17 protein-coding genes and 1 pseudogene are annotated in these 15410 nt (G+C 68.8%); 12 read left to right on the plus strand and 6 right to left on the minus strand.

All coding sequences use genetic code 11. The features are described 5' to 3' along the window. The 4 genes from MOQ72_RS38650 to MOQ72_RS38665 all read left to right on the plus strand — a co-directional run bounded on the left by MOQ72_RS38650 (position 1) and on the right by MOQ72_RS38665 (position 4107). The gene (locus tag MOQ72_RS38650; protein ID WP_242190921.1) at positions 1 to 978 is read left to right on the plus strand and encodes a nucleoside hydrolase; all 978 of its coding nucleotides are present in this window, start codon (positions 1 to 3) and stop codon (positions 976 to 978) included. A gap of 9 nt (positions 979 to 987) precedes the next feature. Then, a complete protein-coding gene (locus tag MOQ72_RS38655) occupies positions 988 to 2604 on the plus strand; it encodes an SWIM zinc finger family protein (protein WP_242190922.1) in 1617 nt (538 codons plus the stop codon). Between the two features lie 169 nt (positions 2605 to 2773). Then, positions 2774 to 3280, plus strand: a complete 507-nt coding sequence (locus tag MOQ72_RS38660; RefSeq protein ID WP_242190923.1) for a methylated-DNA--[protein]-cysteine S-methyltransferase — start codon at positions 2774 to 2776, stop codon at positions 3278 to 3280. Positions 3281 to 3369: 89 nt separating this feature from the next. Beyond that, the gene (locus tag MOQ72_RS38665) at positions 3370 to 4107 is read left to right on the plus strand and encodes a class I SAM-dependent methyltransferase (RefSeq protein WP_242190924.1); all 738 of its coding nucleotides are present in this window, start codon (positions 3370 to 3372) and stop codon (positions 4105 to 4107) included. Positions 4108 to 4195: 88 nt separating this feature from the next. Here the strand turns inward: MOQ72_RS38665 and MOQ72_RS38670 are convergent, their stop codons facing one another. Continuing rightward, positions 4196 to 4777 (minus strand): TIGR03086 family metal-binding protein, encoded by a 582-nt coding sequence (locus MOQ72_RS38670; RefSeq protein WP_242190926.1) that lies wholly within the window; start codon positions 4775 to 4777, stop codon positions 4196 to 4198. A gap of 61 nt (positions 4778 to 4838) precedes the next feature. Between MOQ72_RS38670 and MOQ72_RS38675 the strand changes: the two genes are divergently transcribed. The 5 genes from MOQ72_RS38675 (at position 4839) to MOQ72_RS38695 (ending at position 9306) form a co-directional block, all read left to right on the plus strand. Then, positions 4839 to 5582 carry a helix-turn-helix domain-containing protein gene (locus MOQ72_RS38675; RefSeq protein ID WP_242190927.1) on the plus strand — a complete coding sequence of 248 codons (744 nt, stop codon included), beginning with the start codon at positions 4839 to 4841 and terminating at the stop codon, positions 5580 to 5582. A 182-nt stretch (positions 5583 to 5764) separates the two neighbouring features. Continuing rightward, complete coding sequence (locus MOQ72_RS38680; RefSeq protein WP_242190928.1) at positions 5765 to 6589, plus strand: phosphatase PAP2 family protein; 825 nt, start codon at positions 5765 to 5767, stop codon at positions 6587 to 6589. Positions 6590 to 6719: 130 nt separating this feature from the next. Next, positions 6720 to 7406 (plus strand): response regulator, encoded by a 687-nt coding sequence (locus MOQ72_RS38685; protein WP_242190929.1) that lies wholly within the window; start codon positions 6720 to 6722, stop codon positions 7404 to 7406. Beyond that, positions 7403 to 8833: an ATP-binding protein gene (locus tag MOQ72_RS38690; protein WP_242190930.1), complete on the plus strand. Its 1431-nt coding sequence runs from the start codon at positions 7403 to 7405 to the stop codon at positions 8831 to 8833. The genes MOQ72_RS38685 and MOQ72_RS38690 overlap by 4 nt, the downstream gene beginning before the upstream one ends. Beyond that, a complete protein-coding gene (locus MOQ72_RS38695) occupies positions 8830 to 9306 on the plus strand; it encodes a hypothetical protein (RefSeq protein WP_242190931.1) in 477 nt (158 codons plus the stop codon). Before MOQ72_RS38690 ends, MOQ72_RS38695 begins: the two co-directional genes overlap by 4 nt. A gap of 22 nt (positions 9307 to 9328) precedes the next feature. Here the strand turns inward: MOQ72_RS38695 and MOQ72_RS38700 are convergent, their stop codons facing one another. Both MOQ72_RS38700 and MOQ72_RS38705 read right to left on the minus strand, forming a co-directional pair. After that, entirely contained in the window at positions 9329 to 9655 is a 327-nt protein-coding gene (locus MOQ72_RS38700; RefSeq protein WP_242190932.1) for a hypothetical protein, read from the minus strand. A 201-nt stretch (positions 9656 to 9856) separates the two neighbouring features. Continuing rightward, on the minus strand, positions 9857 to 10594 hold the full coding sequence (locus MOQ72_RS38705) for a serine hydrolase domain-containing protein (protein WP_308198049.1): 738 nt from the start codon (positions 10592 to 10594) through the stop codon (positions 9857 to 9859). A gap of 23 nt (positions 10595 to 10617) precedes the next feature. Between MOQ72_RS38705 and MOQ72_RS44910 the strand changes: the two are divergent. Next, positions 10618 to 10812 (plus strand): annotated as a pseudogene (locus MOQ72_RS44910) (response regulator); the annotation flags it as partial. Between the two features lie 33 nt (positions 10813 to 10845). Next, on the plus strand, positions 10846 to 11157 hold the full coding sequence (locus MOQ72_RS44915; RefSeq protein ID WP_277955324.1) for a response regulator transcription factor: 312 nt from the start codon (positions 10846 to 10848) through the stop codon (positions 11155 to 11157). Positions 11158 to 11203: 46 nt separating this feature from the next. Here MOQ72_RS44915 and MOQ72_RS38715 read toward each other — a convergent pair whose 3' ends face one another. Beyond that, entirely contained in the window at positions 11204 to 12223 is a 1020-nt protein-coding gene (locus MOQ72_RS38715; RefSeq protein ID WP_242190936.1) for an oxidoreductase, read from the minus strand. 82 nt (positions 12224 to 12305) lie between these two features. After that, on the minus strand, positions 12306 to 13358 hold the full coding sequence (locus MOQ72_RS38720; protein ID WP_242190937.1) for an aldo/keto reductase: 1053 nt from the start codon (positions 13356 to 13358) through the stop codon (positions 12306 to 12308). Positions 13359 to 13459: 101 nt separating this feature from the next. On the opposite strand from MOQ72_RS38720, the gene MOQ72_RS38725 reads away from it, so the two are divergent. Continuing rightward, a complete protein-coding gene (locus tag MOQ72_RS38725) occupies positions 13460 to 14023 on the plus strand; it encodes a TetR/AcrR family transcriptional regulator (protein ID WP_242190938.1) in 564 nt (187 codons plus the stop codon). 42 nt (positions 14024 to 14065) lie between these two features. Here MOQ72_RS38725 and MOQ72_RS38730 read toward each other — a convergent pair whose 3' ends face one another. Continuing rightward, positions 14066 to 15112, minus strand: a complete 1047-nt coding sequence (locus MOQ72_RS38730; RefSeq protein ID WP_242190939.1) for an aldo/keto reductase — start codon at positions 15110 to 15112, stop codon at positions 14066 to 14068. Between the last annotated feature and the right edge of the window lie 298 nt (positions 15113 to 15410).

Consider the following 15410-nt stretch of genomic DNA (forward strand, 5'->3'; position numbering starts at 1 on the left):
ATGCCAACGCCTGAGCCTGTTCCGCTGGTGATCGACACCGACACGGCGCAGGACGACTGCATCGCCTTGCTCGTGGGCCTGCTCGACCCGCGAGCGGACCTGCGCGCCGTGACGATGGTCGCTGGCAACGTCGGCTTCGACCAGCAGGTCCACAATGCCTTTCTGACCTGCAACGTCGCCGGACGTCTCGGCGACGTGCCGGTGCACCTGGGCTGCCGCCGCCCGATGGTGCGGCCGTGGGAGAGCGCCGAGGACGTGCACGGCGACGGCGTGGGCGGCATGACGATGGACCTGACGGGCTGCGAACCGGAACGCGAGCACGCGGTGGACGCGTTGATCCGGCTGGCCGCCGAACGCCCCGGCGAGCTGACGATCGCCGCGATCGGCCCGCTGACCAACATCGCGACCGCGGTGGTCAAGGACCCGGACTTCGTCCGCAACGTCCGAACCCTGTACGTGATGGGCGGTTCCAACAACGCACGCGGCAACATCACGGCCGCTGCCGAGTTCAACTTCTACGTCGACCCGGAGGCGGCCAAGGCGGTGTTCGCGGCGGGCTTCGAGATCGTCGTGGTCCCGTGGGCGCCGCTGACCCTCGACCAAGCGGTGTTCGCCCAACCCGAGCTGGACGAGATCGCGGCCCTGGACACCCCGCTGTCCCGGTTCTTCACCAGGGTCTGCGCGGCGACGCTGGATTTCGACCGCAGCGTCGGCATCGAAGGCACCACCCACCCCGACTCGCTGACGGTCGAGGTCCTGCTGCACCCGGAACTGATCCGCCGCACCGCCCGCTACCACGTCGACGTGGAAACGGCGGGCGAGTTGACCCGCGGCTATGCGGCGATGTCCTGGGGAGTCCACGGCTTGGCCCCCAACGCGACGATCATCGAAGAAATCGACCCCGAAGCCTTCTTCAACCAGATAAAAACTCTCCTGACCACCCCACCCCGGCGGGGGTTTTGGGGTGGGGCACGGTAGTTGTATTGCATGGCTTGGTTCAGCAAGGCCGACCTTCGGGTGCTTGCCGGGGATCGGTCCTTCGAGCGGGGGTTGGGTTATCTGGCGGCCGTCACCAATGTTGGCTCGCTGCCCGATGGCGTGGTGGGGACCGTGCACGGCACCGCCAGTTACCGGGCTCGGCTGCGCAACGTCGGTGGCTCATTGGCGGGGACCTGCTCTTGTCCCTACGGGCGCGAGGGTGCGTTCTGCAAGCACTGCGTCGCCCTCGGATTGCGAGTGCTGACCACCGAATCGGAGTCGCCTGCGCAGGCCACTGACATGCGGGCATTCCTGGAGACGTTGGACCGGAGTGCGCTCGTCGATCTGATCTGGCAGCAGGCGCAGGACGATGCCGCGCTGTACCAACGACTCCTGCTGTTCATGGCCACCGAGTCTGCGCGGCCCGACTCGTCGGTGCTGGGCGTTCAGGTGGACCAGCTGAAGGTCGATTGGATCAACTATGGCGACGAGGACGCCTATGCCGCCAACGCCACCGCCGTGCTGGACGCGCTCGGCAGGCTGATTCCGACCCGGTCTGAGGTCGTGCAGCCGCTGCTGCGTCGGGCACTCACCCATATCGGCGCAGCGGCCAGCGCGTGCGAGGACGTGACGGGCACGGTCGTCGCGGTGGCGGAGCGGGCATGGCGGCTCTACCTGGACAGCTGTCGGCTCGTCCCGCCCGATCAAGCCGAGTTGGGGCGCTGGCTGGTCGATTTCCACCTCGACGGGCCGGAGTGGCCGGAGGTAGAGCTGGATGAGGTCGTCGACCTGCTCGGCGAACCGGGGCTGGCCGCCTACCGGCTCGGGTTGGAGCAGACCGGGAGCAAGCGCAACGATTGGCGCTTCCGCTGGCTGCGCGAGCAGTTCGTCGCAGCGACCGGCGGCACCGATGAACTGGTCGCGTGCTTGGCCGAGCAACTGTCCGGACCACACGACTACGTGCGGATCGCCACGTTGTTGCGCGAGGACGGTCGGCTCGACGAAGCGGTCGAGTGGTTGCAGCGCGGGCATCGCGCGGAAGGTCGGTGGGATGCTCGGTCGTACGGCCTCGTCGACCTGCTCGTCGAGCTCCACCAGGAGTGCGGTCGAGACTCCGACGCGCTGGAACTCCTCGAAGCGAAGTTCACCGACGCCCCGGCCGAAGACACCTACCGGCAGTGGCGGGAAGCTGCCGAACGGGTTGGTCGATGGCAGCACCTGCGCGAGCAGGCGCACCGGGTGCTGCGCGAGCGAGCCGAGGCGCGGGCGTTCCGCGCGGCCGAAACGCTGGCGCGGATCCTGTTGGCGGAAGGCGACATCGAGGCGTCCTGGCAGGTGGTGCAGCGCTATCGCTGCGACGAGTCGACTCGGCTGGCAGTGGCGGATCGCCGCGCCGAAACGCATCCCGCCGACGCCATCGCCATCTACCGACCAGTGGTCGACACGGCCATCGCGGAAACCAACAAGCACAGCTACCAGCGGGCCGCCCAGTTGCTGACGACCCTGCGGGACCTGCATTCCCGCATCGGGACGGAGTCGGACTTCGAAGCAGATGTCCGGAGCCTGAAGGACGCCCATCGGCGCAAGCGGAGCCTGCTGGCCATCCTCGCTGATCAGGGCTTGTGACGGGTGGGTCCGGGAGCACACTGCTGTGCTACGTGAGCGGGAGGACGATGTCGTTTTTCCGCTAGCCCCGGGCCGTGCGCACGGTGATGCTGGGAGCAGGTACGAGGGTGTCGTGCCAGTGGGCGACCAGCGAACACGACCGGCTACCGGTCTGAGGAGAGGACTGCCAATGCTTCCTGTGCACACCGTCGTGGACAGCCCGGTGGGCCCGCTCACCCTCGTCGCGGTCGACGGTGCCCTCGTTGGTCTCTACATGGAGCGGCAGCGGCACCGCCCGCCGCGGGAGACCTTCGGCGAGCCGGGCACCGCGCCTTTCGGCCCGGTGATCGAGCAGTTGGCCGAGTACTTCGCCGGGCAGCGCGACTCCTTCGACGTGCCGATGACGTTGACCGGCACTCCGTTCCAGCGCACCGTGTGGGCCGCGCTGTGCGAGATCCCTTACGGCGAAACGGTTTCCTACGGCGAGCTGGCGGAGCAGATCGGGCGGCCGACGGCCTCGCGGGCGGTGGGCCTGGCCAACGGCAAGAACCCGATCAGCATCATCGTGCCCTGCCACCGGGTCGTGGGCGCCACGGGCAACCTGACGGGCTACGGCGGAGGTCTGGACCGCAAGCAACACCTGCTCGACTTCGAAAGAAGCAACGCAACCCAACCTGCACTAGCCCTCGACTACTGAGAGCCCGAAGCGGTCTGGCAGCGAAAACAGGTGGCAGGCAGTGGACTGATCGAGGTAGAACGGCGTGTCCCCGGCTCGAAGCGAGGCTCATGTCCGTCGAAGAGGTCTTCTGGAAGCTGCACGACCGGCTGCCCCGGCAGGGTCCTGGGTCCGATGCGACCACCCGGTGGCTGCTGGGCGCCGTCGGTGAGTTGCCGGAGCGGCCGCGGGTGCTCGATATCGGCTGCGGTCCGGGGCGAGCGTCGCTGCTGCTGGCTCGTGAGGCGGGTGCGGAGGTGACCGCCGCCGACACCCACGCCCAATTCCTGGACGAGTTGGCCGAGGCCGCGCGCGCGGCAGGCGTCGCGCGACGGATCACCACCACGACGAGTTCGATGGAGGATCTCCCGTTCGCCGACCGCAGCTTCGATCTCGTGTGGGCCGAGGGATCGGTTTACCTCATGGGATTCGATCGGGCCTTGCGCGCGTGGAAACGACTGCTGGCTCCCGGTGCCACGCTGGTCGTGACCGAGTGCGAGTGGACCACGCCCGCACCCGCCGAGGTCGCTCGCGCGTTCTGGGCGCAGAAATATCCGGCGATGCGGACCACCGGTCAGAACGTCCAGTCCGCCATGGAACTCGGCTACACCGTCGCGGCCACCTGGCTGCTGCCGGAGTCGGACTGGTGGGCGGAGTACTACGACGTCCTCACCGAACGCGTCGCGGCGCTGGACAGTTCCGACCCGGCCGCCAGCGAGGCGATCGAGATGACGCGCGCCGAGATCGAGATGCGGCGAGACCACAGTTCTGACTACGGCTACACCGGATACGTGCTCCGCCCACGCTGAACCCCTGCGACACCCGCTCCTCACCAGAAGCGGCAATTTCTCGCGAAATTGTGGCCCTTCACCCGCACGGGGCAGTGGTGGGTTGGGTTTATGGGTTCCAGATCGGGTTGCGGCCGGTTCGGGCCAGGGTCCGGTCCAATGTGGAGGACGCCTGCGGCACTTCGATCTCCGCGCCGTAGACGCCCATCTGGCGACCTTGGGCGGCCGTCTTCTCCACCTCGTCGTGCACGTAGGCCACGAGATCGTCGTCCAGCGCCAGGGTTTGGCCGGTGCCCTTCGCCAGGTCCCAGCCGTGCACGACCAGCTCGACCACGACCATGCCGCCGACCAGCGATGCGGGCAGCTCCGTCGGTCCTCCCATGTGCGTGGTGCCCTCCCATGCGCCCGGTTCGCTCCAGGCCGCGACCGTGCGGTCGAGGTGCGCTTCGAGGGCAGCCGCCCAGTCGCCTCCGGTGAGGTCCACGTCCGCCTCGGCCCCGTCCGGCGGCGGCACGGTCTCCTTGCGTCCCGCACCCTCCAGCGAGGGGCCCCAGAACAGCAGGTGGTTCACCAATCCGCGGACGTCGTACTCGGTGCACGGGGTGCGCGCGTCGAGCTGGTCCGGCTTGGTGTCGCGGATGATCCCCGCCAGGGCAGCGGCCGCGCGGGCCAGGAACTGTGCGTCAGACATGGCTCTACGCAAGCACGGCGCGCGGGGGGTGTCTTGAACAAACGCGACATAGACTCCCGGCGTGACCAGGGACCCCCGCGAACTCGGGAGTGCGTGGCGGAAGTTCCAACGCCACTCCTTCCCGACCCCGTCGCCGGACCTGGCCGGGTACGTCGAGCGCTTCTGGGTCGTCTCCTGGGACTACCGCGAGCCCTACCGGCAGCTGATCGTGCCCTATCCGAACGTGCACCTGACGTTCCGCGGCGGTGCCGCGACCGTCAACGGCGTCTCCAGCGGGCACCAGATCAGGGTGTTGGAAGGCCGCGACGGCGTGTTCGGGGTGGCGTTCCGGCCCGGCTGCTTCCGGCCGTTCCTCGGCGCGTCGGTCGCCACGATCACCGACCGGTCGATCGACGCGCGCGAGGTGTTCGGCCCGGACCTGCCGGACCCGCTGGACGTGGTCGCGGTCGAGCGGTTCCTCAGAGCGCACTGGCCCGAGTCCGACCCCAGGGCGCGGCAGGCCGCCGACATCGTGGCGGAGATCGCGGCGAATCCGAGCATCACCAGGGTCGATGCGCTTGCGCAGGACCTGGGCACGAGCGTCCGGCAGTTGCAGCGGCTGTTCGCGGAGTACGTGGGCATCGGCCCGAAGTGGGTGATCCGCCGGTACCGCCTGCACGAAGTGACCGAACGGCTGACCACCGGTGTAGGACCAGACTGGGCATCGCTGGCGGCGGAGCTCGGCTACGCCGACCAAGCGCACTTCGTCCGGGACTTCAAGGAGATGTTCGGCGAATCCCCGACCCGGTACGCCGAGCGGTACTGACAGCTCCTGGATGCGGTCGCGGCACCGGAGCTCGACCACCGCGCGACCAGGTGCGTGCTGGAAAGCCGCTGGTCGCAAGTCCGCAGCGCGGACGTTGGCCGCGCCACCGGCGCACTGGACTGTGACGCAACGATGACATGGTGCGGATGCCGTCCGGACTTGCTCGGCCGATTATCGAGCAGGTGAACACGCTGCATGCCGCCAGCCCTCGGACGGTGCCGGAACGGTCGGGACCGCTGCGGGGCCACCGCCGCCTGCTCGGGGCCGCCCTCGGGTACTTGGTCGCCCTGGGGCTGACCTGCCTGGTGTTCGTCTGGACGCGCGACGGTCAGCGACTGGACGGCTGGCTGGTGCCCCGTGCGGAGCGCGGCGGCGGGTACGAGCAGCAGACCACGCTGGTCGAGCCCGCGAAGACGGTGCTGTCCTACTTCGGTGACCCGGCGGTGTTGGTCGTGCTGCTCGGCATGGTGTTGCTGGTGGGGGCGTTGAGCAAACGGTTCTTGGCCGGGGTGGCGGGCGTCGCGGCGGTGCTGTGCTCGGTCGGTATCGCCAGGGTGCTCAAGCTGCTGGTAGTGCGTCCGGATCTCGGTGTCGACGGCTCGACCACGCACAACAGCTTTCCCAGCGGCCATGCCGCGGTCGCGATGGGCCTGCTGCTCGCGTTCCTGCTCGTGCTGCCTGGCCGGGCTCGTCGGTGGGTCGCCGTGCCCGGTGTGGCAGGTGTCTCGGTCATCGCCTCGGCGACCATGATCACGGGGTGGCACCGGTTCAGCGACGTCGTCGGGGCCGTTCTGCTGGCCGCCGCGCTGTCCTGCCTGGCCGCTGCGTTGACGCACCGCTACGACGCGCGGGATGCCGGGCTCAGCGGGCTCGTCTGGGCGGGAGGCGGGCTGATCGCGTTGGTGGTGGCTGTGGTCCTGCCCGGCGGTGGGGTGTTCAGCGCGATGGCGGCGGCGAGCGGCTGCACGATGCTGGCCGTAGCGCCGATGCTGGTCCTGCTGCGCTAGACCGGCGCCTACCTCGTTCCTGGCGGCAGCGTGGGTGCCACACGAGCCGTACACCGCCGAGCAGGCGGACAGGGGCCGAGGTTCGGGGTTCAACGACGATCTTGCCGTCCGCGTTGCGATAGTTGGTGTCATGTCTCGGGTGCTGTTGATCGAAGACGACCAGGCGGTGCGCGATGGCCTCCAGCTCGCGTTGACCAGGCAGGGGCACGTCGTGCACGCCGTGGAAACTGGTGAGCAGGGCCTCGATGCGCTGTCCGGTGTTGATGCCGTGGTGCTCGACCTCATGCTGCCCGGTGTGGACGGTTTCGAGGTGTGCCGCCGGATCCGGGCCACCGCGGATCTGCCCATCATCATGCTCACCGCCCGCAACGACGACATGGACGTGGTGGCCGGTTTGGAGGCGGGCGCCGACGACTACGTGGTCAAGCCCGTCCGGGCCAGGGTGCTGGAGGCGCGCATCCGCGCGGTGTTGCGGCGGACCGACGGCCAGGCGCGGCAGGCCCCGGCGCACCTGGAACTCGCGCAGCACGGTGACCTGGCCATCGACCGGGCCGCGCTGGTGGTCCGCAAGGCCGGGGTGCCGATCGGCCTGGCCCCGACCGAACTGCGTTTGCTGCTCGAACTGTCCGGTTCGCCGGGTCGGGTGCTCAGCCGCCAGCAGTTGTTGGAAGCCGTCTGGGAGCACGACTACCTCGGCGACTCGCGGCTGGTGGACGCCTGCGTGCAGCGGCTGCGTTCGAAGATCGAGGACGATCCTGCGACGCCGGTCTACGTGCAGACGGTGCGCGGCTTCGGTTACCGCTTCGGACCGCTGTGAACTGGCGCTGGATCGCCGATCGGGCGCGCGACCTGCGCGTCAGGCTGCTGCTCGCCTTCGCGCTGCTGGTGCTGGCCACCGCGACGGTGGTAGCGGGCGGTAGTTACGTCCAAGCCCGCGAGGTGATCCTGCAGAAAGCCCAGGACACCGCCGCCTTGTCGCTGGTCGACCAGGTCCGGGGGTTCTTGCCGGTGCGGAACCTGCCGCCGAGCCAGGCCCAGCTCGACGCGATCGCCGGAACCCTGTCGGATCGGCAGGACACCGCGGTCGCGGTCTACGGTGCGCGGAGGTCTTCGGGCAACTTGGATCCCGACACGTTCCCACCGGAACTGCGGCAGACGGTGCGCGACGGTTACGTCGTCTGGCAACGGGTTTCCTGGCGCGGCGAACCGACCCTGATCGTCGGGACCCCGCTGATGGTCACCTGGCCGAACCGGACCATGCAGGCGTCCGGCCTGGAGGTCTACTCGGTGCGCAGCTTGTTTCCCGAGCAGCAGATCATCGACCGGCTCGCCTTCCTGGCGTGGCTCACCGGCGGGGCGGCGCTGGCGTTCGCGATGTTGTTGGCGCTGTTGGCCGCCAGGAGCGTGCTGCGGCCGGTGCGCGAGCTGCGTCAGGCAGCGCACCAGTTGGGCGAAGGGGATTTGACGACGAGGTTGCGGGTCCGCGGTTCCGACGAACTGGCCGACGTGGCGCGAACCTTCAACACCACCGCCGAGGCGCTGGAACGACAGGTCGGCGAGCTGCGCCGGATGGAAGCCGACGCCAGGCGCTTCGTCGCCGACGTGTCCCACGAACTGCGCACTCCGCTGGCGGCCATGACCGCGCTCACCGATGTCCTGGACGACGAAGCGCCCCGGCTGCCCGCGGACGCGGGCAAGGCGGCCCGGCTGGTCAGCCAGGAGACGCACAACCTCACCCGGCTGGTGAACGACCTGATCGAGATCAGCCGGTTCGACTCCGGCGCGGCGACCCTCGCGCTCGACGACGTCGACGTGGCGGAGGTGGTGCGCGCGACCTTGCGCAGGCGCGGGTGGTTCGACGCGGTGGAAACCGACCTGCCGTCTGGGGTGGTGGCCCGCCTGGATCCGCGCCGGTTGGACGTCGTCATCGCCAACCTGGTCGGCAACGCGCTGAAGCACGGCGCCGCACCGGTGTCGGTGCGACTGCGGACCGCACCGGACTGGATTTCCGTCGAGGTCCGCGACCACGGGCCGGGGCTTGATCCGCAGGTGCTGCCGCACGTGTTCGACCGGTTCTACAAGGCGGACACGGCCCGGACCCGGTCCGAAGGCAGCGGCCTCGGCCTGGCCATCGCGTGGGAGAACGCCCGGCTGCACAGCGGCAGCCTGGTGGCGGCCAACGATCCGCACGGCGGGGCGGTGTTCACCCTTGGCCTGCCACGTGATTCCGGAGGTCAATCGTGACCGGACGAAGGATTTCCCGCGCGCTGCTGGCCGGTGCCGCGCTGCTCGCCGTCAGCGCCGGATGCGGGGTCCGGCCCAGCGCAGCCATCCCCGGCGCGCCCGCCCCGGCTGAAAGACCCGACGGGGTCGGGTTCTACCTGGTGTTGAACGGCAAGCTCATGCCGGTGCTGCGCCCCACCGGTCAGCAATCGGCACTCGCCCTGCTCGCGGCTGGGCCCAACGCCGAGGAGCGGGCACAGGGGTTCACGACCGAGATCCCGCCAGATGCCGCGCCGATCGAGCTTGCGCACGACTCGCCGAGCATGGTTGTCACGTTGTCCACCGATGTGGCAGGACTGTCCACAATGGCCGTTGATCAGATCGTGTGCACGGCGATCATCGACACGCCCGGCCGGGCCAGCGGTCTGGGCTCGGTGACCCTCGTGGGGCACGGGCGAAGCCGTGGGCCGCAGACCTGTCCGCTCTTCGCCTGACCCCTGCTGGTCCGGCGCTGGTTCAGAAGCTCTGGATGCCGTAGCCGATGCCCCGGCGAGCCGTGATGTCGCCGCGCCCGCTGTCCAACGGGTAGGCGATGCCACCCTGGCTCTGGGCAGGGCTCACCACGAACTGGATCTTGCCGTGCGGGTTGGCGTAGTCCGGCACCGGGCATTCCACCTCGGTGCCGATGGCATCTGGCCAACCCGTCGTGGCACCGGAATGCCACGCCAGCGCGTGCGCATCCGGTTCGGCCTGCCCAGGTGCGGCCGCCGCTGTTGCCGCGGCGAGCGGTACCGCGGAGATCACCACGATCCGCCTGACTCCGCTTTTCCCCAATGCTGGCACCGGATCCTCCTCGGTGAGGTGTCCAACTGCTCGATCACCAGCCCGAAGCTGCCAGCGGGATGTCCACAGCCCGTCCGCGCGAAGTCATGACCACGTAACAGAAAAACCCGTACCGATGTGCCGGATTCCGAAATCGCCACCCGCTGCCCACGGGAAGCGGCGACTTCGCGCGAAATCGCCGCTTCCCGTCCTCGCGTCGCGTCAGCTGGTGCCGCAGAGCGCGTGGTCGATCAGATCGATCGTCACGTCCTCGGGCGGGGCTGGTGTGCCCGGTTCCGGCACCATGGAGTCGGTGTTGATCGAGACCACCACGCTGCGGGTGCCCTCGGGGGTGACGCCGTTGCGGGTCTTGAAGCCGTGGATGTCACCGCCGTGCGACCAGGCGCCGCCGCAGGAGTTCGGGATCCACATCAGGCCGAGTCCGTAGCGCACGCCGGGCCACGCGGCTTCGAACGGCGGCGCGGGCACCGTCTGCTGCATCTCGGCGAGTTCGGCGGGACGCAGCACCTCGCCGCTGACGAGGGCCTGCAGGAACCGGTTCCCATCGTCGGTGGTGCTGATGATCTCACCGGCCGCACCGCCCCACGACGGGTTGAGCGCCGTCGCGTCGATGGTGGGTCCGAACGACGGGTTCTCCGAGTCGTCCAGCGGAAACCGCTCGTACCCGATGGCGTGCGGGTCGGGGACGAACGGGGATGTACCGGGGGTGTAGGTGTGGCGCAGTCCGAGCGGGCCGATGATGCGGTCGTGCACCTCGTCCTGCCAGCTGTGGCCGGTGACGCGGTCGATGATCATCCCGGCCAGGATGTAGTTGGTGTTGGAGTATTTCCAGCTGGTACCGGGCGGGAAGTCCGGCTTGCTGCGCATCGCCAGCGCAACGAGCTCCGCCGGTTGCAGCGTTTTGAACCGGTTCTGCTCGAAACCCTCCTGGGTGAACAGGTACGGCCGCGAGCACCAGCCCGGACGTGATCCTGATGGACATCAAGATGCCCGTCCTGGACGGGATCGCGGCCACCCGGCAGATCCTGGCGTCGTCCGGCGAGACCCCGCCGCGCGTGATCGTGCTGACCACGTTCGACATCGCGGAGTACGTCTACTCCGCACTCGGTGAAGGTGCCTCCGGCTTCCTGCTCAAGGACACCCCACCGGATCGGATCATCGCCGCGGTGCACACGATCGCGGCGGGCGACATGCTGATCGCGCCGCGGATCACCCGCCGCCTGATCGAGACCTACGCCCAGCACCACCGGACGACGACCGTCGAGGCACCGCGGCTGGCGGCCCTGACCGCGCGGGAGACCGAGGTGTTGCGGTTGGTCGGCAACGGTCTGACCAACGCGCAGATCGCGCAGCGGCTGGTGCTCAGCGAGGCGACCGTCAAGACGCACGTCAAGCGGATGATGGCCAAGCTGGAGCTGACCAGCCGGGCACAGACCGTCGTGGTCGCCTACGAAACCGGCCTGATCGTGCCCATGTCGTCGAACGAGCCACCGCCGCGGTGACGCAATTTCTCGCGAAAATTGCGCAGCACCACCCAGAAGGACGTAGTCAGCGGGGTGCTTCCACAGCCTGGGCGGGGAAGTGCACGCCGGTGAGTTCGGTGCTGAGTGTCCAAAGTCGACGGGCGGCGTCCGGATCGGCGGCGTAGGGCATCACACCGTGGGAGCCGGAATCCAGCGGGGTGGCGTCGCGCGGAACGGTCGAGATCGGGGAGATGTCGACGTTTTCGCAATACACGCCGCCAAGACCGTCGAGTTGTGGGCTCGTCGCGCACCAGATCGCGGTAGCTGCGCCCTGTTCCGGAGTCTTCAGGTTGCGAGACGGGTCCAGGATGGGCGCGCCGTTCTCGTCGAGTACGCCCATCGCGCGAAGCCGTTCGTCACTGGTGTACCGGGCGAGTGGGGTGACGATTCCGCCAGGGTGCACCGAGAACGCGCGGACGCCGTGCTCGCGGCCGAGCCGGTCCAGTTCGACGGCGAAGAGGATGTTTGCGGTCTTGGATTGGCCGTAGCCGAGCAGAGGTTCGTACTCGGTGTGTTCGAAGTTCGGGTCGTCCCAGACGATGTCGGACCTGCGGTGCCCCCAGGAGGAGACCGACACGACGCGCGCACCGCCGTCGCGCGCCAGCAGCGGCCAGAGCCGCGCGGTGAGCTGGAAGTGGCCGAGGTGGTTGGTGGAGAAGTGCGATTCGTAGCCGCGCGAGTCGCGGACGAGCGGGGCGGCCATGATGCCAGCGCTGTTGATCTGGACGTCGATCGAGCGGTCGTCGGCGAGGACTCCCTCTGCGAAGGAATCGATGGACGCGGGGTCCATCAGCTCCATCGCGCGGATGTCGACGCCGTCGATACCGGCTAGGGCTGCCGCTGCTCGATCGGGGTCGCGTGCTGGGACGATGACGTCGGCGTTGGCGGCGCGCAGTGCGCGCACGGCTTCAACGCCGAGCCCGGACCCGCCGCCGGTGACGATGGCGAGTTCGCCGGTGAGGTCGATGCCGGTGAGCACATCGGTGGCAGTGCTGGCCGGGCCGAAACCTGATCCGAGCGGGGTTTGCGGAGTTGTCGTGGTCATGCGATGGCTTCCGTTGTAGTCGTGGTTGGGCGGCTCGATGAATAGGCGCCGAGCCGAGATTTCCTTTGCCAGGACGGCGTTCTCATGCGCCAGCCGGGCTGAAACCTGGGATCTGGGCCATGATGCGTTGCAACGCGGCGTCGTCGGAGATGCCCTGGAAGTCGTAGCGCGGGGTGTAGGGCGCCTCAAGGGTGCGGATCTCCTCGTCGGTCAGCTCGATGTCGAGCGAGGCGACCGCGTCGTCGATCTGGGAGGTCTTGCTCGCGCCGACGATCGGGGCGGCGACGACGGGCTTGCTGTGCAGCCAGGCCAGAGCGATCTGGGCGCGCGGTACGCCGCGCTGCTCGGCGATAGCGCCGACGGCATCCACGATGGCGTGATCGCTTTCTTCGGTGAGCGGCGGGTAGAGCATGTCGGCGAAGTTGTCCGATCCGGCACGCGCGGTGCTCTTCGACTCGTCCCAGGCGCGGGCGAGCCGTCCCCGCGCGAGGGGGCTCCAGACGATGGTGCTCACGCCTTCGTCGAGGCAGAGCGGGATCATCTCGCGTTCCTCCTCGCGGGCGAGCAGGTTGTAGTGGTCCTGCATGGCCACGAACCGCGCCCAGCCGTGGGCCCGTTGCAGGTGCAGGGCCTTGCTGAACTCCCAGGTGTGCATGGAAGAGGCGCCGAGGTAGCGCACCTTGCCCGCCTTGACCAGGTCGTGCAGGGCCTCCAGGGTTTCCTCCAGCGGGGTGTCCGGGTCGAGCCGGTGGATCTGGTAGAGGTCGACGTAGTCGGTGCCGAGGCGGCGCAGGCTGTGGTCGATCTCGGTCATGATCGCCTTGCGGGACAGGCCCTTGCCGTTGGGGCCGGGCCGCATGGGGTGGCGCACCTTCGTGGCGATGACGACGTCGTCGCGGTCGGCGAAGTCCCGGAGCGCGCGACCGAGGATCTCCTCGCTGGAGCCCTGCGAGTACATGTTCGCGGTGTCGAAGAAGTTGATGCCCGCGTCGAGCGCGTGCTTGATCAGCGGACGGCTCTCGTCCTCGCCGAGCGACCAGACCGGGTGGCCACGGCCGGGCTCGCCGTAGGTCATGGCGCCGATCGAGATGGGGGAGACGTCCAAACCGGTGTTGCCGAGCTTGATGTAACGCACGGTCGCTCCTAGAGTTGGGAGACTATTCGGAGAGCTCTCCGGATGCCACCGAACCGTATCGGAGAGTTCTCCGGTTGGCAAGTTGTTCTCGGGAGGGACTCGTGGCCGAGGGCCGACAGACGTCGATGCGGGCCGACGCGCTGCAGAATCGGGAGCACATCCTGCAGGTCGCGCACGATGCGTTCATGCAGGACGGCGCCACCTCGCTGAACGTGATCGCCAAGCGCGCGGGTGTCGGGGCGGGCACGCTCTACCGGCACTTCCCGACCCGCGAGGCGCTGATCCTCGCGGTCTACCAGCACGACGTGCGCAAGCTCGTCGACCAGGTGGACGACCTGCTCGCCGAGCACGCGCCGCTGGATGCGTTCCGGAGCTGGTTTGAAACGCTCGCCGATTACGTCCGGCTCAAGCACGGCCTGGGCGAGGCGCTGCACACCGCTGCGGCGCAGCGAATCATCAACGACACCTACGCGCCGGTGATCGGGGCGGTCAGCGTCCTGCTGAAAGCGTGCGAGGACAACGGCAGCGTCCGCGCCGGGCTCGATCCGGGCGACGTGCTCCTGCTGATGGGCTTCATGTGGCGCGTGGGCGCCGACGACGAGGGCAAGGCCCAGGCACGCCGGATCATGGACCTGGCCATCGACGGCTTCCGCCCCGCGCGCTGAGTTCCGCTGCGGCCGTGCGGTGCCCGCGTTCCACCGGGTCGGTCACCTGGCTGGTGCGTGCAGGGCGAGGTCCGCTTCGCTGAAGCGCGAGGACACCAGGTTGGCCTGGTGCCAGTGCGGGTAGATCAGGACGGGGGCGCTCACCTTGTCGAGCCGGTCGATGTCTTCCACTGTCAGGTGGACGTCGGCCGCGCCGAGGTTGTCGGCCAACTGTTCGTCCTTGCGCGCGCCGATGATCACGGCCGTCACACCGGGCTTCGCGAGCAGGTACGCCAGCGAGATCTGCGCGGGCGAGACGTCGTGCGTGGCGGCGATGTCGATGACGGTTTCGATGGTGTCGTAGAGCTTGTTCTCGTCCCGCACCGGCGGCTCGTTCCAGTCGGTGAGGTGCCGACCTTCGGCCGCCTGCTGGCCGCGCCGGTACTTGCCGGAGAGCAGCCCGCCCGCCAGCGGGCTCCACACCAGGATGCCGAGGCCCTGGTCCAGGGACAGCGGTACCAGCTCGTACTCGGCGTCGCGCGACTCCAGCGAGTAGTAGATCTGGTTGCTCACGAAGCGCTCGTAACCGTGCAGGTCGGCGACGGCCAGCGCCTTCATCAACTGCCAGCCGGAGTAGTTCGAGACGCCGAGGTAGCGGACCTTGCCGGAGTGCACGAGGGTGTCGAGCGTTTCCAGGGTCTCGTCCAGCGGGGTCAGCCCGTCCCACTGGTGCACGTGGTAGATGTCGAGGTAGTCGGTGCCCAGGCGGCGCAGGCTGCCCTCGACCTGCGACAGGATGTGGTGGCGGGACAGGCCCTCCTCGTTCGGGCCGTCGCCCATCGGCAGGCGGACCTTGGAGGAGATCAGCACCCGGTCGCGCGCGCCCGCGATGGCCTTGCCGAGGATCTCCTCCGCGGCACCGGCCGAGTACATGTTGGCGGTGTCGATCAGGTTCACGCCCGCGTCGAGGCACATGCCGATCTGGCGCTTGGCGCCCGCCACGTCGGTGTCGCCGAAGGTGCCGAAGAAGTCCTTGCCCCCGAAGGTCATGGTGCCCAGGGCGAGCACCGACACATAAAGGCCGGACCGTCCTAACTGCCTGTACTCCATGGTGGTCCCTCCCAATCGTGCCGAACGCCGGCGTAGCGCACGGCTACCCCGCACCGGAGGCGTGCGAACCATCGGCAGCGCATTTCGGCCATGGCCCTGCGGGCGGCGTCCCGACTAGTTCGACATTGCGCCGTGCCTTCGGAGAGATCAGCAACCGTTCCACCCGTTCCGCGCCGCTGCTGCGTGGGGGGGGGGGGGAGTTGGGGGGGGGGGGGCGGGGGCCCACCCCCCCCCCATTTTAACCCCGGTTTGGTTTATAAAAAGGGGGGGGGGGGGGGGGGGCCGGGGGGGGGGAAAA

This window comes from Saccharopolyspora soli, from assembly GCF_022678645.1.
Lineage (GTDB): Bacteria > Actinomycetota > Actinomycetes > Mycobacteriales > Pseudonocardiaceae > Saccharopolyspora > Saccharopolyspora soli.